The sequence below is a fragment of the Streptomyces diacarni genome (assembly GCF_003323715.1).
GTDB lineage: Bacteria > Actinomycetota > Actinomycetes > Streptomycetales > Streptomycetaceae > Streptomyces > Streptomyces diacarni.
In genome coordinates, this window is record NZ_QOIN01000047.1 from 303,818 (window position 1) to 325,173 (window position 21,356).

The window sequence follows — 21,356 nt, forward strand, 5'->3', positions numbered from 1 at the left end:
GGGCGGGGACGTGCTACCCGCCGCCTGGGCACCTCCCGGCCGCACGCCGAGGGGAAGCGGTGCGCTAGCGGACGAGGCCCCAGCGGAAGCCGAGGGCCACCGCGTGCGCGCGGTCGGAGGCGCCGAGCTTCTTGAAGAGCCGCCTGGCGTGGGTCTTGACGGTGTCCTCCGAAAGGAACAGCTCCCGCCCGATCTCCGCGTTCGAACGGCCGTGGCTCATGCCCTCCAGCACCTGGATCTCCCGCGCGGTGAGAGTGGGAGCCGCGCCCATCTCGGCCGAGCGCAGCCGCCGGGGGGCGAGCCGCCAGGTGGGGTCGGCGAGGGCCTGGGTGACGGTCGCGCGCAGCTCGGCGCGGGAGGCGTCCTTGTGCAGGTAGCCGCGCGCGCCCGCGGCGACGGCCAGCGCCACGCCGTCGAGGTCCTCGGCGACCGTCAGCATGATGATGCGGGCGCCGGGGTCCGCGGAGAGCAGCCGGCGCACGGTCTCCACTCCGCCCAGGCCGGGCATCCGGACGTCCATCAGGATCAGGTCGGACCGGTCGGCGCCCCAGCGGCGGAGTACTTCCTCGCCGTTGGCCGCCGTCGTCACACGCTCGACGCCGGGCACGGTCGCGACCGCGCGGCGCAGGGCCTCTCGGGCGAGCGGGGAGTCGTCGCATACGAGGACGGATGTCATGACCGCCCTCCGCTGCTGATGCGCATCACCTTGAGCCTCCAGGCTGCTTGGGAAGAATCGTCACCTCGCGATTGACGGCCTCGGACACGTGTGCCCCCGGCCGGTTCCGAGTCAATCGCTTTCGCTCTCTCAACGACGGTCACCCGAAAGAGTTACGGCTTCCCGGTACCGCTCTCAGCACTCTACGTGAGCAACCGTACACAGAGCAGCAACATCCCCTCATTGAAACGGCGCTCGCCCCTTCTTTCCTGCGATGCCCTATTTAGCTGCATTTCTTCCGTTTTGCGGGATCGGTCGCTAGATTCGCGAAAGAGTCATATTTACGCACGAGTGACAGATCACCTCCAGCAGCACTCAGGAGAGACGCGATGGCAGACTTCTCCCGCCTTCCTGGACCCAACGCGGATCTGTGGGACTGGCAGCTACTCGCCGCCTGCCGGGGGGTGGACAGCTCGCTGTTCTTCCACCCCGAGGGGGAGCGCGGCGCGGCCCGCAGTGCGCGGGAGGCGTCCGCCAAGGAGGTGTGCATGCGCTGCCCCGTGCGCGCGGAGTGCGCGGCGCACGCCCTCCAGGTACGCGAGCCCTACGGCGTGTGGGGCGGACTCACCGAGGACGAGCGCGAGGAACTGCTGGGCCGGGCGCGCAGCCGCCTGGTGGCGGCGCCCCACGACCGGCGCGCCGAGACCACCCCCGGACCGGGCGGCGCGGCCCCCGCCCCCACCCCCGAGCCGGCCAACCCGTTCGGTGCCCCCGGACGGACCGGCGGAAGCGAACGACGCGACGAGCCCGACCCGGCGCCCGACGCGGACGAGCGCTTCGACGACGCCGCGGCCATGGACGCCGCCGAACGGTTCGACGACGCCGAGCCCCTCGACGGGGACGAGCCGTTCGACGAAATGGAGCGCTTCGAGCAGCGCGAACGATTCGACGCCGCCGACCGGTACGGACGGACCGAACCGGTCGGCGAACGATAGCGGCCTGCGGCCCCGGCCCGGCCGGTCGGCAGCAGCAGGCACGGCTGGCGGCCATGGGTGCCCGCGGACATCCCGCCCGCGGGAGACGGCGGCCCGGGGCCGGGGCGAGCCGCCGTCTCCCGACGGCGGCCGGAGTCGGCCGGGCGCGGGGCGCGCCCGGCAGTGGCTCAGCGGCGGGCTGCTGTCTCCAGTCGGTCCAGCATGGCGGCGACGGCCGGTACCTGGGCGAGGTCGGGCAGGGTGAGGGCCACCACCTCGCGCTGTACCGCCGGGGTGACCCGTACCGCGCGGGTGCCCTTGGGGCGTACGGACTCCACGGCCAGTTCGGGGAGGACGGCGACTCCGAGTCCGGCACCGACCAGGCCGACCACCGCCGGGTAATCGTCGGTGGCGAAGTCGATGCGCGGGGTGAAGCCCGCCGCCTCGCACACCTCGACGAGGTGCCGGCGGCAGCGGGGGCAGCCCGCGATCCACGGTTCCTCGGCGAGTGTGCCGATGTCGACCTCGTCGGCGTCGGCGAACGGGTGTTCCTCCGGCACCAGACCGACCAGCCGGTCCGTGAGTAGGGGCCGTGCCACCAGTTCGTCCCTCCCCCAGCCTCCGCCCGTGTGGTACCCCCACGGGGTCGCGTCGTAGCGGAAGGCCAGCGCGATCTCGCAGTCCCCGGCACGCAGCATGTCCACCGAGCGCGGCGGCTCCGCCTCCACCAGGGAGACCCGGGTTCCCGGGTGGTCGGCGCGCATGGCCGCGACGGCCGTCGGCACCAGGGTCGAGCTGCCGCTGGGGAAGGAGACCAGGCGTACCCGTCCTGCGCGCAGCCCGGCCAGCGCCGCGACCTCCTCCTCCGCGGCGGTCAGCCCCGCCAGGATTCCCGCCGCGTGCCGCACCAGCGCCTCGCCCGCCTCGGTGAGCCGCATCTCGCGTCCGGCCCGGACCAGCAGCGGGGTCCCCGCGGCGGCCTCCAGGGCCTTCATCTGCTGGCTGACGGCGGGCTGGGTGCAGCCCAGCTCGCGCGCGGCGGCGGAGAAGGACCCGGTGGTGGCGACCGTGCGCAGCACCCGCAGATGTCGTGCCTCGATCATGCTTCGAGCATACGTCCATCCATAAGGACACCTTGGGGAGTCGGCTGGGAAACGCGTTCGCGGCTTGAGGCGGGCGCGGCTAGCCTCGGGCCATGCAGCTGCTCTCCGTGAACCTGGCCAAACCCCACCGGTCCGAGTACAGCGACGCCGCGGACAACCGGACCGGCATCGACAAGCAGCCCACCAGCGATCCGGTCGCCGTCTCCGCTCCGGGGCCCCGCGGCACCGGCGGCAGCGCGCTGGCCGGGGACACCATCGGCAACAAGCGGCACCACGGCGGCGACGAGCAGGCCGTCTACGCCTACGCCCGGGAAGAACTCGACCACTGGGAGCGCGAGTTGGGCCGCACCCTGCCCAACGGCTTCTTCGGTGAGAACCTCACCACCGAGGGCATCGACGTCGACGCGGCGCTCATCGGCGAGCGCTGGCAGATCGGCGTCCCCGGTGCGGGGCCGCTGCTGGAGGTGTGCTCCATGCGGATCCCCTGCCGCACCTTCGCGGGGTGGATGGCCGAGGAGCGGTGGCTGCACCGCTTCACCGCGCGCCGGCGCCCCGGCGCCTACCTGCGGGTGCTCGACCCGGGCCGCCTGCGGGCGGGGGACGCGGTCACCGTCGTGCACCGCCCCGACCACGAGGTCACGGTCAGTTTCCTCTTCCGGTCCCTGACGGGCGAACCGGAACTGCTGCCCCGCATCCTGGCGGCGGGTGAGCCGCTGGACCACGAGGCGCGGGACAAGGCGCTGCGGCGCATCCGGGCCTGACTCCAGGTCAGGGCGTGGGCGCCTCGGCCCGGACCCCGGCGGCCGGGCCGATAGCGTTGCCGTATGACGACTGCACTGATTACGGGAGCCACCGCGGGGATCGGCGCCGCCTTCGCGCGCCGCCTCGCCTCCCGCGGCTACCACCTCGTGCTCGCCGCGCGCGACACCGAGCGCCTGTGGCGCGAGGCGACCGAGCTGCACGACCGGCACGGCGTGGAGGCGGACGTCATCACCGCCGACCTGGCGACCGACGACGGTATCGCGGCCGTCGAGGAGCGGCTGCGCGACACCGCGCACCCGGTCGACCTGCTGGTCAACAACGCCGGCTTCGGCAACAAGGGCCGCTATCTGGAGGTGGGGCTCGCCGACGAGTTGGCGATGCTCAAGGTGCACTGCGAGGCGGTGCTGCGGCTGACCAGCGCCGCCACCGCGTCGATGCGCGAGCGGGGCAGGGGCGGCGTCATCAACGTCGCCTCCGTCGCCGCGTTCTTCCCCCGCGGGACGTACGGCGCCTCCAAGGCGTGGGTCACCCAGTTCACCCAGGGTGCCGCCAAGGACCTGGCGGGGCAGGGCGTACGGCTGCTCGCGCTGTGCCCGGGATTCGTCCGCACCGAGTTCCACGAGCGGGCCGAGATGGGCACCGAGGACATTCCCGGGTGGATGTGGCTCGACGCCGACAAGGTGGTCGACACCGCCCTGCGTGACCTCGCCAGGGGGCGTTCGCTGTGCGTCCCCGACCCCCGGTACAAGACGCTGCTGGGCGCCTCGCGCCTCGTTCCCCGCGCGCTGCTGGCCCGCGCCTCGTCCTCCACGGGCCGCAAGTACGGCCCGAAGTGATCTGCCGGGCGTACGCACAGCGAGGGCGCACCCCGCAGGGGGTGCGCCCTCGCCGAAGAGGCGGGTCGCCTCAGTGGGCGTGGCCGTGGCCGTGGCCCGCGGCGGCCTCTTCCTCCTCCGCCGGCTTCTCGACGACCAGGGTCTCGGTCGTCAGCAGCAGCGAGGCGATGGAGGCGGCGTTCTCCAGCGCGGAGCGCGTCACCTTCACCGGGTCGATGACGCCGGCCTTCACCAGGTCGCCGTACTCACCGGTGGCGGCGTTGAAGCCCTGACCGGCCTCCAGCTCGGCGACCTTGGAGGTGATGACGTAGCCCTCGAGGCCCGCGTTCTCGGCGATCCAGCGCAGCGGCTCGACGGCGGCGCGGCGCACGGTGGCGACACCGGTGGCCTCGTCGTCGCTCTTGCCGAGGTTGCCCTCCAGGACCTTGACGGCGTGGACGAGCGCGGAGCCACCGCCGGAGACGATGCCCTCCTCGACGGCCGCGCGGGTCGCGGAGATCGCGTCCTCCAGGCGGTGCTTCTTCTCCTTGAGCTCGACCTCGGTGGCCGCGCCGACGCGGATGACGCAGACGCCGCCGGCGAGCTTGGCGAGGCGCTCCTGGAGCTTCTCGCGGTCCCAGTCGGAGTCGGTGGCCTCGATCTCGCCCTTGATCTGGGCAACGCGGCCGGCCACGTCCTCGCTCTTGCCCGCACCGTCGACGAGGGTGGTGTCGTCCTTGGTGACGGTCACGCGGCGGGCGGTGCCGAGCACGTCGAGACCGGCCTGGTCGAGCTTGAGGCCGACCTCCTCGGCGATGACGGTGGCGCCGGTCAGCGTCGCCATGTCGCCGAGCATGGCCTTGCGGCGGTCACCGAAGCCGGGAGCCTTGACGGCGACGGCGTTGAAGGTGCCGCGGATCTTGTTGACGACGAGGGTGGACAGGGCCTCGCCCTCCACGTCCTCGGCGATGATCAGCAGCGGCTTGGAGCCGCCGGCCTGCATGACCTTCTCCAGCAGCGGCAGCATGTCCTGGATGGAGCTGATCTTGCCCTGGTGGATCAGGATGTACGGGTCGTCGAGGACGGCCTCCATACGCTCCTGGTCGGTGACGAAGTAGGGCGAGAGGTAGCCCTTGTCGAAGGCCATGCCCTCGGTGAAGTCCAGTTCGAGACCGAAGGTCTGGGACTCCTCGACGGTGATGACACCGTCCTTGCCGACCTTGTCCATCGCCTCGGCGATCAGCTCGCCGACCTGCTTGTCCTGCGCCGACAGCGCGGCGACGGAGGCGATGTCCTCCTTGGAGTCGATCGGACGCGCGGTCTTCACCAGCTCGTCGGAGACGGCGGAGACGGCCGCGTCGATGCCCTTCTTCAGGGCGGCCGGGGAGGCGCCGGCGGCGACGTTGCGCAGGCCTTCGCGGACCAGGGCCTGGGCCAGCACCGTGGCGGTGGTGGTGCCGTCACCCGCGATGTCGTTGGTCTTGGTCGCCACCTCCTTGAGGAGCTGGGCGCCCAGGTTCTCGTACGGGTCCTCGACCTCGACCTCGCGGGCGATGGTGACACCGTCGTTGGTGATGGTGGGGGCGCCGAACTTCTTGTCGATGACGACGTTGCGGCCCTTGGGGCCGATCGTCACCTTCACGGTGTCGGCGAGGTTGTTGACACCGCGCTCAAGGGCGCGACGGGCGTCCTCGTCGAACTTCAGGATCTTCGCCATGGAAGCTGTTGTGTCCTCTCACACGTTTCGAGACACGTCTCGCACGAACCGCGCCCTGGACCCTGCTACCTCTCGGGAGCGGGCACCAGGGCGCGGTTTGCTGCGAGCTGCCGCGTGCACCGCGGCAGCTGCGGCTGTCTTACTTCTCGACGATCGCGAGCACGTCGCGGGCCGAGAGAACGAGGTAGTCCTCGCCGCTGTACTTCACCTCGGTGCCGCCGTACTTGCTGTACAGCACGATGTCGCCGACCTTGACGTCGAGCGGGAGCCGGTTGCCGTCCTCGAAGCGGCCCGGGCCGACGGCCAGGACGGTGCCCTCCTGCGGCTTCTCCTTGGCGGTGTCCGGGATGACCAGGCCAGAGGCCGTGGTCTCCTCGGCGTCGAGCGGCTGGACCACGATGCGGTCCTCGAGCGGCTTGATGGCAACCTTGGAGCTGGCGGTCGTCACGATCCGACCTCCCCCTTCGGAGATCTCAATGGGGTCTTGTGTCTGGGGTGGCGACCAGGTGGATCCGCCGTCGCGGGTGCCGGATCTGCCCGTCGCGTACTACTGGCACTCCCACGGGGAGAGTGCCAAGGTTGAGATTATTGCTCCGCTAGCACTCGGTCAAGCCGAGTGCTAGGCGCTCGCCGCGCGGGCCCCCGAACGAGGCCTGTCCGGCGAGGCTGCGAACGGCTCAGGAAACGCCCCGAAAGAGGGCTGCCGCCTCGTTCACGGCGCGCCTGAGCGTCGTCGGATCGGACCCGAGCGCGGCCAGGAGCGTGTCCACCTCCCGCAGGCCCGCCCGCGTGAGCAGCAGCTTCTCGTTGGTGATCCACTCGCCGCGGGCGGCGAGCACCGCGTGGGCGGTCTGCGCGGCGGCCGTGGCGAGCGCGCCCGCGACCTCGGTGGCCTGGCCGCGGGGCACGTGGGCGCCCAGCGCGTACCGGAGGGTGAGCGCCGCCTTGTCCCGCCACACCGGCGGCGCCGCGGCCCGCAGCGCTTCCGGGTAGGTGGGGCGCGGCAGGTCGCCGCGGAGCACCTGGCCCGTGGCGAGTTCGGCGACCACCAGATAGCTGGGGATGCCGGCGAGGTGGAACATCAGCGGCTCCCAGTGGAACCGCCCGGCGCGCGCCTCGGCGGTCTGGTGCTCGACCACGTCCAGGTCCCGGTAGTGGACGTCGACGTGCCGCCCCTCGACGGTCAGCCACGCCCCGCCGTTGAAGACGCCCCCTCCCCACTCGCCGAGCTCACAGACCTGGCCTTCCCAGCCGACGGCGCGCAGGGCGGCGGGGTCGAAGGCGCCCCGGTAGTAGACGGCGAAGTCCCAGTCGCTGCCCGGGTGGTGGGCGCCCTGTGCGCGGGATCCGCCCAGGGTGACGGCGTGCACGGCGGGCAGCGCGGCCAGCCGGTCGGCGACGTGGTCGAGAAACGCCGCGTCGGACATCGCCGCGTCGGACATCGGGGTGTCGGGCCTGCGGGCCTCGGACATCGAGGTGCCGTTCAGCGGTTCCTCGGGCATGGGGTGCGTGGGGTGCATGGGGTTCCGATCGTCGAAGTGGAGGAGGGCGATACGGGCGCGCGAAACCGGCGCCGGGGCCCGGAGGGGGCTCACACGGCGCTGCGCGCACGGGCGCCGCGCGGCGGCGGCGCTCATCGGGTCCTCACTTCACGGTCACGACCGTACAGCGCACCCCTTCCCGTCCGGGCCCCGGCGGCACGGGAGAATGGCGGGGTGGATGTCGAGGTGTTCGCCGAGTTGCTCTCCCCCGCGGGCCAGTCGCTGCTGCGGGAGGTGCGCGGGGTCACGCCCGCGGAGGAGTTGGCCCTCGCCACGCGGCTGCGGCAGCGGTACGCTCCCGCGCTGGTGGCGGCTGCGCTGACGCAGAGCCGCCTGCGCACCCGCGCCGTGGCCAAGTTCGGCGCCGCCGAGGCGGCGGCCCTGTACTTCACCGCGGACGGCCTGGAACAGGCCACGCGCACCTCGGTGGCCGACCACCGGGCCCGCCGTTTCGCCGCGCTCGGCGCCGGCAGCGCCGCCGACCTGTGCTGCGGCGTCGGCGCGGACGCGCTGGCCCTCGCCCGGGCGGGCATCGAGGTGCTGGCCGTCGACCGCGATCCGCTGACCTGCGCCGTCGCCCGGGCCAACGCGCACGTGCTGGGCCTGGCCGACCGCGTCGAGGTGCGCTGCGCCGACGTCGCGGACGTCTCGACGGCGGGTTACGACGCGCTCTTCGCCGACCCGGCCCGCCGGTCAGGGCGCGGCCGGATCTTCGACCCCGAGGCCTACTCCCCGCCCCTGAGCTGGGCCGTGGAGGCGGCCCTCGCCGCGCCGCTGGCCGCGCTCAAGGTGGCGCCCGGCATTCCGCACGAGGCAGTACCGGCGCAGGCGCAGGCCGAGTGGGTCTCCCACTCGGGCGACGTCAAGGAGGCCGTCTTGTGGTTCACCCCCGGCAGCGGCGCCGCCGCCGCGCCCCTGGCCACGCTGCTGCCCTCGGGGGAGACCCTGGCAGGCCGGGGCCTGCCCGATCCCCCCGCGGGTCCTGTTGGCCGCTACCTCTACGAGCCGGACGGCGCCGTCGTCCGCGCCCACCTGGTCGCCGACGTGGCGGCGCTGCTGGAGGGGCGGTTGATCGATCCGACGATCGCCTACGTGACGACGGACGCCCCGCCGCGAGCGATCCCGTACGCGACCGGTTACGAGATCACCGACGTGCTGCCGTTCCACGTCAAGAAGCTGCGAGCGCTGCTGCGCGAGCGCGGCGTCGGCACGGTCACCGTGAAGAAGCGCGGCTCGGCCGTCGAGCCCGAGGAGCTGCGCAGGAAGCTGAAGCTCGACCCGAAGGCGGCGACAGGATCGTGCACCGTCTTCCTCACCCGCGTCGCGGGCGCCCCGAGCATGCTGCTGGGGCATCCGCTGCCGCGCGAGCCGCGCTGACCGCGACGCCTCAGTCCCGGGTACGGGAGAAGTCGCCGCGCCGCACCCGTGCGGTCAGGGTGGTCTCGCCGAGGGAGCCGTATCCCGTCCCGGCCCACAGGCTCTCCTCGGCCGGCACCTCGAAGTAGGGGACGGTGCGGCCCTCGTGGGTCTGGGTCAGCACCTCGGGGGTGCGGTGGGCGGCCACGGCCGCCGCGCAGGTGCCGCAGGCGGCGACGTGCAGCGCTTCCCTGCGCCCCAGCGGACGCCAGCGGATGCGGCCCGTGGCGGGGCCGTGCAGCGGGTGGAAGAAGCACAGCGGCAGTGCGGCGCCGCCGCCGGTCTTGCGGCTCTTGCGGCCCCTTCCCCGCTCGGGCGCAGACCTGCGCAGCGCGCCGCGCCCCTCGTGGACGAGCGCGAGGACGCCCGCGAGGTCGGGTGTGTCGCGCGCGGCGTCCAGGACGGCGCCGGCGGCGTCGTAGGCGTCGAGGGCGAGTTGGAGCAGCGCGCTGTCGGCCCCCTCCTCGCCGAGGTCGCGGGCGAGGAGTTCCCCGTTGTAGGCGAGCAGTTCGCGCTGTGCCCGCCGCCGCAGGTCGCCCACGCCGGCCTTGCGCGCGCTGGCGAAGACGGAGCGCGGGGAGGTGAAGGCGCCACGGGCGGCGCCGCCGCGGCGCACGGCGCGCACGACCAGGACCGCGGCGGCCAGCACGGCCAGGGCGCCCGCCGTCAGCAGCGTCGGCAGCAGCCAGGAGGTACCGCCCCCGGCCCCGTCGGCGGCCGGTCCTTCGGACAGGTCCGCCGTGGCCTTCTCGTACACCTCGTCGCCGTTGCCCGCCTCGACGATCTCCAGCGCCCGGGAGAACTTCGCGTAGAGGCTCTTGCCGTCCATGTCCTCCTGGTGCCCGACGGCGGCCACGCCCCAGTTCGCCTGGTGGGTTCCCTCGCGCGGGTACTCGCGCCCCTCCAGGAACCCGTCGGTGCCGCTGAGGGTCATGTAGACGGCTTCCTTGCGCGGGCTCTCCCCCAGCCGGTCGCGGACGACGTCGATCATCTTGCGCGGGTCCGCGTCCCAGGCGTCGCCGGTGACGAAGGGCACGACGATGACCCGCACCGGCAGTCCCGACGCCTCGATCCGCCGCTCCAGCTTGTGCTGCTCCCCGGCGGTGAACGCCTGTTCGTAGGCGGGGTCGACGTAGACAGGCGAGGTGCGCAGCGCTTCGGCTATCCGCTCGCCGGGGCTCCCGGCGGCCCGGGCCGGTGCGACGGCCCCCCACACCAGCAGCAGCGCCGCCGCGACGGCGGCGGCAACGGCGGCGCCCCGGCCACCCGGCACGGCGGCGCGCGGGAGGCGGAAGAGACGGCCGGGCCCGCCCCGGGCGCGGCCCGTCCCGGCGGAGAAGCCCGAGGACGCTTCCGTGAACGTTTCAGTGGACACCCAGCTGCTCCCGTACGCGGCGGACGATCTGGTCGGCGGTCAGGCTCGCGCCCCGCCCCGTGCCGTGCCGGGCCCCGAGCGGACCCGGCACGCGGTGGTACGGCTCGCGTGCCGCCAGGCGCCCGGAACCGGAGGCGCGCAGGCACAGCAGCCGCGCCCCGACGGTCTGGACGACGTGGACGGCGGACTGCACCTCGGAGGCGGAGTCGCGCGCGGCGAGCGCGGCAGCGCAGGCGGAGCACACCGGGCGGGCCCGCGCCGAACCCTCTCCCGGCAGCTCCAGCCTCCGGGTGGCGGACGCCGGACCGTGCAGCGGATTGAGGAGGCAGAGCCGCAGCTCGGCGGGGAAGGGCAGGTCGCGGTCGCGCACGGCGGCGTGCCCCGCCCGCACCAGGGCCAGCCCGGCGGCGAGGGTGGGCGCGTCGGCGTCGGCGTCGACCCGGCTGTCGCCCTCCTGGTCGAGGAGGAGCGTCGCCGCGTCCAGACACCCCCAGGCACGGGTGCGGACCCGGTCGTCCAGCTGGTCGGACAGCCGCTCGAACCCGGCGCTGAGCGCGTCGAGTTCCCGCCGGGCGGTGCGCCGCAGCCAGCCCGTCGACGGCCGGGCCGGGGCGTGCGGCACCCCACCCGGCGGCGGCCCGTCGCCGGGCGCGCGCGTGCGGGGGCCGCCGGGGCCCGAGCGGTTCGCCGTGCCGGTGCGCCCCGCTCCCCGGCCGCCGGTGACGGGCGCCGCCCAGCCGAGCCCGGTGCGGCGCGCGAGGCCCAGACCGCCCGCGGTCAGCCCGAGGGCCAGCGGGCCCGCGACAGCGCCCAGCGCGGCACCAGCGGTGAAGTCACCCGAGTAGAGGGCGGGCAGCGCGTCCTCCTCGACGGGGTCGGGGGCGGCAGGCGGCTGAAGGTAGGGGCCTTCGGACGAGCCGGAGGGGGCGCGGCCGACGGCGCGCAGTGCCGCGTCCAGCCGCCCGTACAGCCCGTCCCCCGCCGAGGTCTCCTCCCCGTAACGCAGCTTCTCCGTGCTGTCGTGGAGCTGCCTGCTCGCGACCTTCGCGCCGTAGTTGACGAGGTCGAGACCGCCCGTCTCGGACGGGGGCGCGACGACGTACACGCCGTCGCCCGCCGTGCCCAGCCGCTGGTGGATGCGGCGCGCGAACGCCTCGCCGTCGCCCGCCGACTCGTCCTCGGGACTGAGCGGGACGACCACCACGCGCACGGGCACGCCCCGGCGCTCGAGACGCTGCGCGTGCGCCTCCAGTTCGGCGCGCTGCCCACGGGTCAGCAGCCCGCTCGCGAAGGGGTCGACGTAGACGGGGTCGTCGCGCAGCGCTTCGGCGACTCTGTCGGTCCTGGCCGCCATGTCGGCGGCGGTGGGCAGCGGATCGCTGTCCGTGCGGGTGTCGTCCCACAGGAGCGGCGCCCCGACGCCGATGACGACGGCGCTCACCACCGCGGGGAGCACCGCCCCCACCACCGGCGGTCTCGCGCCCTTTCCGTGGCACCACCGGCGTACGTACCAGCCGGCGCTCACCCAGACCACCGGCACGCCGACCAGCAGGAGGCCGGTCAGGAAGCTCTGGTTGTCCCGGTCCGAGAGGCTGGTGTAGCGGGAGTCGGGCTCCTCGCCCGCCCGGCTCTGCGAAGCGCCGCTGTCGGCGCGCGCGGCGGCGTCGCCGGAGCGTATGACGTCGACGAAATGGCGGAAGGCGTCCAGCGCCCCCGCGTCGTAGGGCAGTTCGAACGTGGTGGCCATGGCCGCCTCGCGGGCCTGCACGTCCACACCGAAGGCGGCGGCCCGGGGGCTGCCGCCGTCTCCGCTGAGCAGCACGTACAGCCCCCGCCGGCCCACCCGGTCGTGCACCGCCTCCAGCAGGCCCTCGTCCCCGAACCTCGCCGACGCCGGCACCACCGCCACGTACGTCGGCACCCCGGTGCGCTTCGCCTCCTTCACGAAGGCGGGCCTGGCCGAGCGCGGCGTGGTGCGCGGCATCTGATCGGAGAGGAAGACGGGGGACTTCTTCAGCTGCTCGGCCAGGTAGGCGGCGGGCGTCTCGTGCCGCTCGGCCGCGTGGGCACCGCCCGCGCCCGCGAGCCCCACGAGTGCGCACCACACCACCGCGCCCGCTCGCGCGGCCCACCGCCCCCGCATGCGCTCCCCGCTCCCCGCTGTCTTCCGGTGCCTCCCGGCGCCGTCCGGCTCCCGTCGGCGGGCTCCATACTGGCGCGCCGCGCCGCTGCCGGCGCACTCGGGCCCCGGTTCACACCTGCGCGAACCTCCACCGGTGCACGGGGCGGGCGAGGAGGTCGCCGGGCGGGTCGGGGAATTCGGGGACGTCGGCGTCGTAGGGGCCTTCCCACCAGGTGATGACGAGGACGCGGTCGCCCGGCGCCGTGTAGTGCTCACGGCGCGAGGGCGCCGGTGCCAACGCGGCGGAGCGTGCCCACTCCAACAGGGCGGGGGCGTGGCCGTGCGCGGCCCTGGCCTCCCACATGAGGGCTACCGTCGGCATCAGGCGTAGAGGTTCTTCCTGCTCGTCTCGTGCACGTGGTCGTGGTCGTGCGCGTGGTGCGGGGACGGGGCGGGGACGTGCGGCTCGGTCACCGGGAGGGAGGAGTCGGCGGGCAGGTCCCAGGCGGAGGCGGCGCGGTTGCGGGCGACCATCTCCGCCCCGAGCGCGGCGACCATGGCGCCGTTGTCGGTGCACAGCTTGGGGCGGGGCACGCGCAGCGTGATACCGGCGGCGGCACAGCGCTCCTCGGCCATGGCGCGCAGCCGCGAGTTGGCGGCGACGCCGCCGCCGATCATCAGGTGGTCGACGCCCTCGTCACGGCAGGCGCGGAGGGCCTTGCGGGTCAGCACGTCGGTGACCGCTTCCTGGAAGGAGGCGGAGACGTCGGCGACGGGCACCTCCTCACCGGCGTTGCGCCGTGCCTCGATCCAGCGCGCCACGGCGGTCTTGAGCCCGGAGAAGGAGAAGTCGTAGGGCGCGTCGCGCGGCCCGGTGAGGCCGCGCGGGAAGGCGATGGCGTCGGGGTCGCCCTCCTTGGCGTACTTGTCGATGACGGGCCCCCCGGGGAAGCCCAGGTTCAGCACGCGGGCGACCTTGTCGAAGGCCTCGCCCGCCGCGTCGTCGATGGTGGAGCCCAGCGGCCGCACGTCGGCGGTGATGTCGGGCGCCAGCAGCAGCGAGGAGTGGCCGCCGCTCACCAGCAGAGCCATCGTGGGCTCCGGCAGGGCCCCGTGTTCGAGCTGGTCGACGCAGATGTGGGAGGCCAGGTGGTTGACGCCGTAGAGGGGCTTGCCCAGCGCGTACGCGTACGCCTTGGCCGCCGACACCCCGACCAGCAGGGCGCCCGCGAGGCCCGGGCCCGCGGTGACGGCGACGCCGTCGAGGTCGCTCGCCGCGATGCCGGCCTGGTCGAGCGCACGCTGGATGGTCGGGACCATCGCCTCCAGGTGCGCCCGGCTGGCGATCTCCGGGACGACGCCGCCGAAGCGCGCGTGGGTGTCCACGCTGGAGGCGACCGCGTCGGCCAGCAGCGTGTGGCCGCGCACGATTCCGACGCCTGTCTCGTCGCAGGAGGTCTCGATGCCGAGGACGAGCGGTTCGTCAGCCATGGGTGTTCGTTCCTTGGTGCGTGGTCGGAGGCGAGTGGGGAGACGAGGGCGGGGACGGGTTCGGGGGCGCGTCGTCCGGAGCGCCCCGGCCGGCGTCCGGCGCGGGGGCGTCCGCCGCGGCTGCGTACGACTCCGGGTCCGCGAGCCGCATCACCAGCGCGTCGACGTTCGCCGGCTGGTAGTAGCCGCGCCGGATACCGAGGGGGGCGAAGCCGAACCGCTCGTAGAGGCGCTGCGCGGGCGCGTTGTCGACGCGCACCTCCAGCAGCACCTCACCGCACTCGAAGTCGGTGGCGGCCCGCAGCAGGGCGCGCAGCAGCCGGGACCCGAGTCCCGTGCCCCGGTGGGCCGCGAGGATGCCGATGGTCTGGATGTCGCCGGTGCCCGCCACGGCGGCCAGGCCGCCGTAACCCACCAGGGAGCCGTCCGGCGCCTCGGCGACCAGATACCGCCGGGTGGCGTCCGGGCCGCGCGCGGAGGCCAGCTCCGCCCAGAACATCCCCGCCGACCAGGCGTCCTCGGGAAAGAGCTCGCGCTCCAGCTCCAGCACGGGGTCGATGTCCCACCACCGCATCTCGCGCAGGGCGATACCGGTGACCGCACCGCCCCTGGCCGTCTGCGCGCGGCTCACCGCGGGGTGACCACCTTGTAGCCCGCGGGCACCTGCGCGTCGGGGCGCCGCAGGTACAGCGGGCGCGGCGGCAGCAGCTCCGCGCCGCCGGCCAGCCGCTCGGCGGCGAGCCTGGCCAGCGCCGCGGCCGACTGCTCGGTGGGCAGGTCGCGGCGCACGCCGCGGAAGACGGAGTCGTAGAGCACGGCGCCCGCGCCGACGGACGGCACCTCGGCGACCTGCTCCTCGATGGCGGCGGGGCGGTCCACGGCCGGTCCGCCGACCCTGGTGCGGGCGTCGTCGTACCGCGCCCAGTAGACCTCCTTGCGCCGCGCGTCCGTGGCGACGACGAAGGGTTCGTCCAGCCCCGAGGCGTACGCGAGACCGTCCAGCGTGCACACGCCGTGCACCCGCTGGCCGAGCGCGGCCGCGAACGCCTCGGCCGTCACCAGACCGACCCGCAGCCCGGTGTAGGGCCCGGGCCCCACGCCGACGACGAGGTCGGTGACCTCGGCCAGCTTCCGCCCCGCCTCCTCAAGCACCCGCTCGACGCAGGGCAGCAGCAGTTCGCCGTGGCGGCGGGCGTCGACCTGGTGGGCGGCGGCGAGCGTGCGGTCGCCGTCGGCGTCGTGGAGGGCGACGGTCACGGCGGGTGTGGCGGTATCCAGCGCGAGCATCAACACCCGACCAGCCTACGGCGCCCGCACCCCACCCCCCGACCTGTTCCCCCTCTCTCACCCGTTCCGGGCGCCCCGAAGGGGCGCGGGGAGCGGCGGGGCGAGCCACCTCGCGCCCGCGGACCGCACTCCGCGAACAGTGGCACCCCCTTCCCGAACAGAACAGGAACAAGGTTTCCGGGACAGGCCTCAGAGCCGGTCCCAGGCCGCCGGCTACCGCCCGGCGGCCGTCTTGCCGAAGGGAATGTCCGAACCCGTCAGCTCGGCGCGGATGCCCTCCTTGACGACGGAGACACCGCGCAGCCGCACGTCCCCCGGCAGGTCGGGCAGGGTGAGGTGCAGCGCCAGCTTGTCCGCGAGCTTCGGTTCCTCGATCTTCTTGAGCGCCTCCACCAGCGCCGGATCGATACCGACCTTCCTCAGCAGCTGGGGGTGCGCGACGACGACGTCGAGCATGTTGAGCCGCATCACCTTGTCCACGAACTTGGGCGCCCCCGTCACCCGGTGCAGCTCGCGCTCGCTGTGCCGTACCCGCTCGGCCCGCTCGGGGGTGAGCCCGAACCGCTGCGCGATCGAGCGCACCCCGAACAGGGCACGCGCCTTGGCGGCGTCGTGCTGGATGCGTTCGGCCAGCGGACGGGACAGCCGCAGGCCCGCGTCCTCGCCGGTGCCCGGCGTGAAGCTGAACAGGCCGGGGACGACCAGCCGCATCTCGTCCACGGTGGTGCCCACCCCGTGGTCGCCGGTGCGCTGGAGCTGGGCGCGGGCGCGGACCTTGACCACGGTTTTGGCGACGGGCAGCTCGCCCGCGGCCCGCACGGTGTGCGCGCCGCCCGCCGTGAACGCCACCTGCGAGGTGCCCAGTTCGCGGTCGAGGTCGTCGAAGTCGAGCAGCACGTCGCCCTTCATCCGGCCCAGGACCGCGCCGCGGACGGACGACGGGGCGTCGCCGACGATCTTCACGTCCCGCACGTCGCCGCTGACCTGGGCGACGGAGACCCGTCCCGCGGGAACGTCGGGGATGGCGGCTTCGACGTGGTCGAGGCGGCCGCGCGCCACCTGGGTGAGGAAGGGGAAGCCGTTGATGTGGACCTCAGGCCTCGCGTGCAGGTGCAGCGAGTCCTGCACCTTCTCCGCCGCCTTGCCCTCGGCGTAGAGCGCCGCCCAGCGGTCGCCGACCGCCAGGAAGGCCAGCAGCGTGCCGCAGGCGATGGCGGTCTTCACGGTCCGCGTCAGCCGGGAGCGGCGCCGCCGCCGCACCGCGCGCAGGTGCGGCATCCGGTCCTCGTAGGCGGGCTCGGCGGGCTCGTCGTAGTAAGAGCGCACACCGAAGCCGAGCCCGCGCAGCCCCTCCTCTTCCGCGCGGCCGTACGGCGCGTCGTGGGGGCGGCCGTAGGCGCCGTCGTGGGACGGGTCGGGGGCGCCGGGGTGCGGGTCGTCCGCGAGGGCGGCGAGTTCCTCGTACGGGTTGGCCGGGCGTGCGGCGGCCGCGGGGTCCCCGAGCGGATCGGGGATTTTCGGTATGGGGGTTGTGGAGTTCGCCGATGAACCGTGGGGGGTCATCGGCACATGCGAACACAGGCGCGGCCGTTACTCAAAGTTCCCTCCCGGGCCACCTCGTGGCCGCCCTCCCGGTCACCAGCCGCGCGACCAGCGGGGCGTGCCGCGCCTGCTGCTACCGTCGACCGGAGACGGCGGACGGCTCCCCAGGGAGCCGACAGGAGAGGTGGCGGCACACGGTGGCACGCAGCAGCGGCGGCAGCGCGGGAGTGGTCGTGGCCGGGCTGACCGTAGCGGCCCTGGCCGTGATCGGGTTCTTCGCCTACCAGGCCTCGGCCGCCCAGGACCGCGCCGAGAGGCCGTCCGCCGCGAAGACGGCCAAGCCGTCCCCCGGTGACGACGGCGGCGACGCGAAGGGCCACGCCCCCTCCCAGAAGGAGACGGCGCTGCCGCCCCGCTCCGGCGAGGGTCTGCGCGTCGTCTACGCGCTGGAACGGCAGCGGGTGTGGCTGGTCGGCAAGGACGGCAAGGCCGCCCGCACCTTCGAGGTGGCGCCCAGCTCGGTCAGCCCGCAGCCTGGCACCTACGAGGTGACCTCGCGCTCCTCGCATGTGAAGGGCTCCGACGGGGTGCCCGTGGAGAACGTCGTCAGGTTCGCCAGTGTCGGAGGCGTCACCATCGGTTTCAGCGCCGCGCTCGACGGTTCCACTCCCGACCCGGACACCTCGCGCAAGACGGGCGGCATCCGCGAGAAGCGCGCGGACGGCGAGGCGCTGTGGCTGCACGCGCCCATCGGCACCCGCGTCGTCGTGGTGAGCTGACCATCGTGGTGAGCTGACCATCGTGGTGAGCTGACCATCGTGGTGAGCTGACCCGAGCCGACGTGCCGGCGGGCTCCGGGCCCGGGGTCAGCCCCGGGGCGGGGCGACCGCCTCGGCTTCGCCGTCGGAAGCGGCCTGCGGCGGGGGGCTGGAGACGGCGGCCGCGGCGGCGCAGGACGCGAGCAGCTCGCTCATGGGCGGAGTGCCGGGCACCGGCGCGGTCGCTTCGGCGGGCACCGCGTCGTCCCGCTCCGGCTGGTGCCCGGGATTCTGTGCGGTCATGGCTCCTCCAGGGGCATCAGCACGGTGGCACTTAGGCATACCTAACCGTGCTCTCACCTCCCATGGGACCATGCCCCGTACCGACGACGCAACATCTTGCCGACACCCTGTCGGGACAGGGCGGTCCGCTCAGACCGAGGACGCCAGGTTCTCCCCGGCCCAGCGCTCCCCCACCCCGACGAGCGTGACGATCCGCACGTCCTCGGCCCCGTCCCCGGCGGCGGAAGCCTTGTCTCCGGCGGCTCCGGCGGCTCCGGCGGCTCCGGCGGCTCCGGCGGCTCCGGCGGCTCCGGCGGCCCCGGCAGCCCCGGCCTCCGCTCCGATCGTGCGGGAGATCAGGACCTGCAGCCGGTCCTCGGTCAACTCCTCGACCTTGCCCTCGCCCCACTCGACGACGACCACCGACTCGGGCAGCGAGACGTCGAGGTCCAGGTCCTCCATCTCCTCCAGCCCGCCACCGAGCCGGTAGGCGTCGACGTGGACGAGGGGAGGACCGTCCGCCAGCGACGGGTGGACGCGGGCGATGACGAACGTGGGCGACGTCACGGCGCCGCGCACCCCCAGGCCCTCGCCCAGCCCGCGGGTCAACGTCGTCTTGCCCGCACCGAGTTCACCCGTGAGCATGACGAGGTCGCCGGCGCGCAGCAGCCCCGCGAGACGTACGCCGAGGGCGCGCATGCCCTCCGCGGTCGGCACGGTGACGGCGACCTCCTGCCGCGTACCGCCGTGCGCGGGGGTCTCAGAGGCCCGGACGTCGCCGTGCGGGGTCTGCGGGGCCGGGGCGGGATGCTGGTGGTGCGGTGCTTCCATGCGTCCGGATGGTACGCGCCAGCAACCGGGCCAGGTGGCCGTCGACCTCCTCGGGGCGCTCCAGCATGAGCAGGTGCCCCGTCGCCTCCAGGAGCACGAACGCGGCGCGCGGCAGAGCCGCCGCGATGCGTTCGCTGTGCTCGCTCGGGGTCATCAGATCGCGGTCCCCCGCCATCACCAGCGCCTGCGGCCCCGACGCCGTGCCGAAGGCCGCCAGCGCCGCCGTCTTCTCGTGCTCGGCGAAGGCGGGGTAGAAGTCCGCGACCACGTCCACCGGCACCGACTCGATCAGCCGCTCCGCGAACCTGGCCACGCCCGCATCGACCTGACGGGGGCTGCCGAACGAGTACCGCTTCACGAGCCCGGCGAACACGTCCGCGCTCGCCCGGCGCCCCCGCTCCACCAGCTCGGAACGCGCAGCCAGCGCCCGCAGCACCCCGGGCACCACCCGCCGGACCACGCGCGCCCCGGCCGCGGGGAGCCCGTAGGTCACCTCGGCGAGGCCGCCGGCGCTGGTGCCCAAAAGCGCGACGCCCGCGACGCGCTCGGCGACGAAGCGCGGGTACTGCTCGGCGAGCGCCATCAGCGTCATCCCGCCCATCGAGTGCCCGACCAGCACCAAGGGCCCCTCCGGTGCGGCGGCGTCGAGGACGGCCTTCAGGTCGCGCCCCAGCAGGTCGATGGAGACCGGCTCCCCCACCGGCGCGCGCGCCGAACGCCCGTGACTGCGCTGGTCCCAGTAGACGCACCGCACCTTCCCGCGCAGCGCGGCCCGCTGGAAGTGCCACACGTCCTGGCCCAGGCAGTAGCCGTGCGAGAAGACCACGGTCACCGGCGGCGGGTCCGGCGAGGGCCCGGGCGGCGGGTCCTGGGGAGAAGCATCCGCCTCGTCCGTCTCGTAGTACAGCTCCGTGCCGTCCTCGGCGCTGACGCTGCCCGGGGTGCCGCGCAGCGAGCCGTAGGGGGCGGCGGCGTCGAGCGCGAGCCGTGCCCTGCGGCGGACGGCGCGGTGCACGGTGAGGCGTTCGAGGGCGACACCGGCGGCCGCGATTCCGAGGGCGGCGCCGGCCAGCCCCACCCCGCGCGGCCGGCCCGTGCCCCCGGCCGCCGGCGGCACGGGCGGCGCGCCGGGGTGCGTGCGCGCACCCGACGCGGCGGCTTCCGCCGTGCGCCAGGCCTGCCGGGCCGCGGCCGCGGCCCCCGTCACGTCGGCCGCGTGCACCGCCGACCGCGCCCCGCCGTCCTCGCCCATGACCGCCCCGTCCCTCGTCCGTGCGCGTACGTCCCGGTCACCCGCGCCGGTGACCCGCCCTGCTCACAGGGTGTGGCCACACGTGCTGGTCACCCGTCCTGGTTGGCGTATACCCGCGGCACACGGGGACTGATGCGGGTGACGATCTCGTAGGAGATGGTGCCCGCCGCGCGCGCCCAGTCCTCCGCCGTCGGCTCGCCCTGGTCGCCGGGGCCGAAGAGGACGGCGCGGTCGCCCGCTGAGGCGGTGTCACCGCCCAGGTCGACGACGAACTGGTCCATGGCGAGGCGCCCGGTCACCGTGCGCCACGCGCCCGCCACCAGCACGGGTCCGCCGCCGGAGGCGTGCCGGGGAAGGCCGTCGCCGTAACCGAGCGGGACGAGGCCCAGCGTCGTCTCGCCCGGCGTGGTGTAGGTGTGCCCGTAACTGACGCCGTGTCCGCCCGGCACCCGCTTGACGAGGGCGAGCGAGGCGCTGAGCGTCATGGCCGGACGCAGACCGAGGGACTCGGCGGTGCCGACCTCGGGGGACGGCGAGAGGCCGTAGACGGAGACGCCGGGGCGCACCAGGTCGAAGTGCGAGGAGGGGAGGGTGAGCGTCGCCGGCGAGTTCGCGTGGTGGCGCACCTCAGGATCGAGCCCGGCCCGCTCCGCGACGGACAGCGCCGTGTGGAAGGCGGCGAGCTGCGCGGCGTTGGCGGGGTGACCCGGTTCGTCGGCACAGGCGAAGTGCGACCAGATGCCCGTCACCTTCACGGCGCCCTCCGCCTCGGCCGCGCGGGCCGCCGCCACCAGCTGGGGCCAGTCGGCGGGCTGGCAGCCGCCGCGCCCCAGTCCGGTGTCGGCCTTCAGGTGCACGCGGGCCGTGCGTCCGCTCGCGCGGGCGGCGGCGACGATCTCGGTGAGCGCCCAGGTGCCGCTCGCGGAGACGTCGATGTCCCGTCCGAGGGCCTCCTGCCAGGGTCCGCCTGGGGTCCACAGCCAGCACATGAGGCGGCCACGGTCACCGGCGTCCCGCAGCGCGAAGGCCTCCTGGGGGGTGGCGGTGCCGATCCAGGTGGCTCCCGCCTGGCGCGCGGCCCGCGCGCAGGCCTGGGCGCCGTGCCCGTACCCGTCCGCTTTGACGACCGCCATCAGCTCGGCGTGCGGCGCGTACCCGCGCAGCGTGCGCACGTTGTCCCGCACGGCCGCCAGGTCGATCTCGGCCCGTGCCCGCACCCGGGCCTCGTCCCCCGGCCCCTCATGATCCCCCGGCCCCTCATGGCAGGTCGCGCCCCGTGCGGGGGCGACGTGCGGCGCCCCGGCCGCGACGGCGGCACCCGCGCCGGAGGGAGCGGAGGCGCGCGCGTGCTCGTGGGCCTGTCGGACGTCGTTCACCGCTTCAGTGTCGCAGGTCCGCCCGCTGTCCCCGTGCCGCCGGCGCCCTCGGCCACA

General features: G+C 74.5%; 20 protein-coding genes and 1 pseudogene. 5 read left to right on the forward strand and 16 right to left on the reverse strand.

The features are described from left to right. Positions 1–64 precede the first annotated feature (64 nt). Entirely contained in the window at positions 65–676 is a 612-nt protein-coding gene (locus DTL70_RS20535; protein ID WP_003948568.1) for a response regulator transcription factor, read from the reverse strand. A 368-nt stretch (positions 677–1,044) separates the two neighbouring features. Between DTL70_RS20535 and DTL70_RS20540 the strand changes: the two are divergent. Further along, a pseudogene (locus tag DTL70_RS20540) lies at positions 1,045–1,395 on the forward strand (WhiB family transcriptional regulator); the annotation flags it as partial. Between the two features lie 422 nt (positions 1,396–1,817). On the opposite strand, the gene DTL70_RS20545 reads toward DTL70_RS20540, so the two are convergent. Beyond that, complete coding sequence (locus DTL70_RS20545; RefSeq protein WP_114023445.1) at positions 1,818–2,732, reverse strand: LysR family transcriptional regulator; 915 nt, start codon at positions 2,730–2,732, stop codon at positions 1,818–1,820. A 92-nt stretch (positions 2,733–2,824) separates the two neighbouring features. On the opposite strand from DTL70_RS20545, the gene DTL70_RS20550 reads away from it, so the two are divergent. Beyond that, positions 2,825–3,493 (forward strand): MOSC domain-containing protein, encoded by a 669-nt coding sequence (locus tag DTL70_RS20550; RefSeq protein ID WP_114023446.1) that lies wholly within the window; start codon positions 2,825–2,827, stop codon positions 3,491–3,493. 63 nt (positions 3,494–3,556) lie between these two features. Next, positions 3,557–4,330, forward strand: coding sequence for an SDR family NAD(P)-dependent oxidoreductase (locus tag DTL70_RS20555; protein WP_114023447.1), 774 nt, complete (start codon positions 3,557–3,559; stop codon positions 4,328–4,330). A 70-nt stretch (positions 4,331–4,400) separates the two neighbouring features. Here the strand turns inward: DTL70_RS20555 and groL are convergent, their stop codons facing one another. The 3 genes from groL to DTL70_RS20570 all read right to left on the reverse strand — a co-directional run bounded on the left by groL (position 4,401) and on the right by DTL70_RS20570 (position 7,453). After that, positions 4,401–6,026, reverse strand: a complete 1,626-nt coding sequence (gene groL / locus DTL70_RS20560) for a chaperonin GroEL (RefSeq protein ID WP_114023448.1) — start codon at positions 6,024–6,026, stop codon at positions 4,401–4,403. Positions 6,027–6,165: 139 nt separating this feature from the next. After that, the gene (groES, locus tag DTL70_RS20565; RefSeq protein WP_114023449.1) at positions 6,166–6,474 is read right to left on the reverse strand and encodes a co-chaperone GroES; all 309 of its coding nucleotides are present in this window, start codon (positions 6,472–6,474) and stop codon (positions 6,166–6,168) included. 229 nt (positions 6,475–6,703) lie between these two features. Further along, positions 6,704–7,453, reverse strand: a complete 750-nt coding sequence (locus tag DTL70_RS20570; protein ID WP_114023674.1) for a nucleotidyltransferase domain-containing protein — start codon at positions 7,451–7,453, stop codon at positions 6,704–6,706. A gap of 288 nt (positions 7,454–7,741) precedes the next feature. On the opposite strand from DTL70_RS20570, the gene DTL70_RS20575 reads away from it, so the two are divergent. After that, entirely contained in the window at positions 7,742–8,944 is a 1,203-nt protein-coding gene (locus tag DTL70_RS20575) for a class I SAM-dependent methyltransferase (protein WP_114023450.1), read from the forward strand. Positions 8,945–8,954: 10 nt separating this feature from the next. Here the strand turns inward: DTL70_RS20575 and DTL70_RS20580 are convergent, their stop codons facing one another. From DTL70_RS20580 to DTL70_RS20610, 7 genes are all read right to left on the reverse strand, one after another. Then, on the reverse strand, positions 8,955–10,358 hold the full coding sequence (locus tag DTL70_RS20580; protein ID WP_245979492.1) for a hypothetical protein: 1,404 nt from the start codon (positions 10,356–10,358) through the stop codon (positions 8,955–8,957). Next, complete coding sequence (locus tag DTL70_RS20585; RefSeq protein WP_114023451.1) at positions 10,348–12,501, reverse strand: hypothetical protein; 2,154 nt, start codon at positions 12,499–12,501, stop codon at positions 10,348–10,350. Before DTL70_RS20585 ends, DTL70_RS20580 begins: the two co-directional genes overlap by 11 nt. A 109-nt stretch (positions 12,502–12,610) precedes the next feature. Next, entirely contained in the window at positions 12,611–12,862 is a 252-nt protein-coding gene (locus DTL70_RS20590; protein ID WP_114023452.1) for a hypothetical protein, read from the reverse strand. After that, the gene (gene tsaD, locus DTL70_RS20595) at positions 12,862–13,971 is read right to left on the reverse strand and encodes a tRNA (adenosine(37)-N6)-threonylcarbamoyltransferase complex transferase subunit TsaD (protein WP_114023453.1); all 1,110 of its coding nucleotides are present in this window, start codon (positions 13,969–13,971) and stop codon (positions 12,862–12,864) included. The genes DTL70_RS20590 and tsaD overlap by 1 nt, the downstream gene beginning before the upstream one ends. Then, a complete protein-coding gene (gene rimI, locus DTL70_RS20600; RefSeq protein ID WP_114023676.1) occupies positions 13,964–14,545 on the reverse strand; it encodes a ribosomal protein S18-alanine N-acetyltransferase in 582 nt (193 codons plus the stop codon). The genes tsaD and rimI overlap by 8 nt, the downstream gene beginning before the upstream one ends. A 53-nt stretch (positions 14,546–14,598) precedes the next feature. After that, positions 14,599–15,264, reverse strand: coding sequence for a tRNA (adenosine(37)-N6)-threonylcarbamoyltransferase complex dimerization subunit type 1 TsaB (gene tsaB, locus DTL70_RS20605; RefSeq protein WP_114023454.1), 666 nt, complete (start codon positions 15,262–15,264; stop codon positions 14,599–14,601). 207 nt (positions 15,265–15,471) lie between these two features. After that, positions 15,472–16,821: an LmeA family phospholipid-binding protein gene (locus DTL70_RS20610; protein ID WP_114023677.1), complete on the reverse strand. Its 1,350-nt coding sequence runs from the start codon at positions 16,819–16,821 to the stop codon at positions 15,472–15,474. Between the two features lie 176 nt (positions 16,822–16,997). Here DTL70_RS20610 and DTL70_RS20615 point away from each other — a divergent pair, with 176 nt between their 5' ends. Continuing rightward, positions 16,998–17,579 carry a L,D-transpeptidase gene (locus tag DTL70_RS20615; protein ID WP_181861006.1) on the forward strand — a complete coding sequence of 194 codons (582 nt, stop codon included), beginning with the start codon at positions 16,998–17,000 and terminating at the stop codon, positions 17,577–17,579. Positions 17,580–17,666: 87 nt separating this feature from the next. Here DTL70_RS20615 and DTL70_RS20620 read toward each other — a convergent pair whose 3' ends face one another. The 4 genes from DTL70_RS20620 to alr form a co-directional block, all read right to left on the reverse strand. Next, complete coding sequence (locus DTL70_RS20620) at positions 17,667–17,861, reverse strand: hypothetical protein (protein WP_114023455.1); 195 nt, start codon at positions 17,859–17,861, stop codon at positions 17,667–17,669. Between the two features lie 129 nt (positions 17,862–17,990). Further along, a complete protein-coding gene (gene tsaE, locus DTL70_RS20625) occupies positions 17,991–18,671 on the reverse strand; it encodes a tRNA (adenosine(37)-N6)-threonylcarbamoyltransferase complex ATPase subunit type 1 TsaE (RefSeq protein WP_425470387.1) in 681 nt (226 codons plus the stop codon). Continuing rightward, complete coding sequence (locus DTL70_RS20630) at positions 18,601–19,923, reverse strand: alpha/beta fold hydrolase (RefSeq protein WP_114023456.1); 1,323 nt, start codon at positions 19,921–19,923, stop codon at positions 18,601–18,603. Before DTL70_RS20630 ends, tsaE begins: the two co-directional genes overlap by 71 nt. A gap of 89 nt (positions 19,924–20,012) precedes the next feature. After that, positions 20,013–21,140, reverse strand: a complete 1,128-nt coding sequence (gene alr, locus DTL70_RS20635; protein WP_114023680.1) for an alanine racemase — start codon at positions 21,138–21,140, stop codon at positions 20,013–20,015. Positions 21,141–21,356 lie beyond the last annotated feature (216 nt).

Excerpts from the sequence above, each read along its gene's own strand:
- DTL70_RS20535 (WP_003948568.1), bottom strand. The coding sequence starts at position 676 with ATGACATCCGTCCTCGTATGCGACGACTCCCCGCTCGCCCGAGAGGCC.
- DTL70_RS20545 (WP_114023445.1), bottom strand. The coding sequence starts at position 2,732 with ATGATCGAGGCACGACATCTGCGGGTGCTGCGCACGGTCGCCACCACC.
- DTL70_RS20550 (WP_114023446.1), top strand. The coding sequence starts at position 2,825 with ATGCAGCTGCTCTCCGTGAACCTGGCCAAACCCCACCGGTCCGAGTAC.
- DTL70_RS20555 (WP_114023447.1), top strand. The coding sequence starts at position 3,557 with ATGACGACTGCACTGATTACGGGAGCCACCGCGGGGATCGGCGCCGCC.
- groL (WP_114023448.1), bottom strand. The coding sequence starts at position 6,026 with ATGGCGAAGATCCTGAAGTTCGACGAGGACGCCCGTCGCGCCCTTGAG.
- DTL70_RS20570 (WP_114023674.1), bottom strand. The coding sequence starts at position 7,453 with ATGTCCGACGCGGCGTTTCTCGACCACGTCGCCGACCGGCTGGCCGCG.
- DTL70_RS20585 (WP_114023451.1), bottom strand. The coding sequence starts at position 12,501 with ATGCGGGGGCGGTGGGCCGCGCGAGCGGGCGCGGTGGTGTGGTGCGCA.
- DTL70_RS20590 (WP_114023452.1), bottom strand. The coding sequence starts at position 12,862 with ATGCCGACGGTAGCCCTCATGTGGGAGGCCAGGGCCGCGCACGGCCAC.
- tsaD (WP_114023453.1), bottom strand. The coding sequence starts at position 13,971 with ATGGCTGACGAACCGCTCGTCCTCGGCATCGAGACCTCCTGCGACGAG.
- rimI (WP_114023676.1), bottom strand. The coding sequence starts at position 14,545 with ATGCGGTGGTGGGACATCGACCCCGTGCTGGAGCTGGAGCGCGAGCTC.
- DTL70_RS20610 (WP_114023677.1), bottom strand. The coding sequence starts at position 16,821 with ATGACCCCCCACGGTTCATCGGCGAACTCCACAACCCCCATACCGAAA.
- DTL70_RS20620 (WP_114023455.1), bottom strand. The coding sequence starts at position 17,861 with ATGACCGCACAGAATCCCGGGCACCAGCCGGAGCGGGACGACGCGGTG.
- tsaE (WP_425470387.1), bottom strand. The coding sequence starts at position 18,671 with ATGGAAGCACCGCACCACCAGCATCCCGCCCCGGCCCCGCAGACCCCG.
- DTL70_RS20630 (WP_114023456.1), bottom strand. The coding sequence starts at position 19,923 with ATGGGCGAGGACGGCGGGGCGCGGTCGGCGGTGCACGCGGCCGACGTG.